This is a genomic window from Lyngbya sp. CCAP 1446/10 (assembly GCF_026130175.1).
Lineage (GTDB): Bacteria > Cyanobacteriota > Cyanobacteriia > Cyanobacteriales > Microcoleaceae > Microcoleus.
In genome coordinates, this window is record NZ_JAIGNI010000142.1 from 1 (window position 1) to 589 (window position 589).

1 protein-coding gene is annotated in these 589 nt (G+C 39.9%); it reads left to right on the forward strand.

What is annotated here, in order from left to right:
- Positions 1–111: 111 nt before the first annotated feature.
- The coding region (locus K4039_RS26665) for a protein kinase (protein WP_265239513.1) at positions 112–589 on the forward strand (478 nt) is incomplete at its 3' end.

The window sequence follows — 589 nt, forward strand, 5'->3', positions numbered from 1 at the left end:
GTAAACTAAAGTAAATTATTTGATACTGAAGGTGGTTAGATCGCATTCGGTGTGGTAGCGATCTCGCGGCGCAACCCACTAATCATCCAAAATCAACCCAGGCACAAAAATATGGAAATTATGCAACAATCGGAAAAAATCATTGCTGAAAGATATCGCATTATCGGTAAATTAGGACAGGGTGGAGTTGGAATCACCTATGCTGCTGTAGATTTAAAAAGAAATCAAAAAGTTGCACTCAAAGCTTTATCCCTGCGTCTGACAACTGAATGGAAGAAAATCGAGTTATTTGAACGAGAAGCAAAAACTTTATCGGGATTGAATCATCCGGGAATTCCTCGCTACATTGACTACTTTCAAGTGGATACTTCCCAAGATCGTTGTTTTTATATCGCCCAACAACTCGCACCGGGAAAATCTCTCGCACAGTTGATAGAAAATGGCTGGAAACCCAATGAAGCTCAAGTTCGTCATATCGCCTATCAATTGCTAGAAATTCTAGCTTATCTGCAATCGCTGTTACCTGCTGCGATCCACCGAGATATTAAACCTCAAAATATTATTATCCAAAAAAATGGGCGAGTCTTTC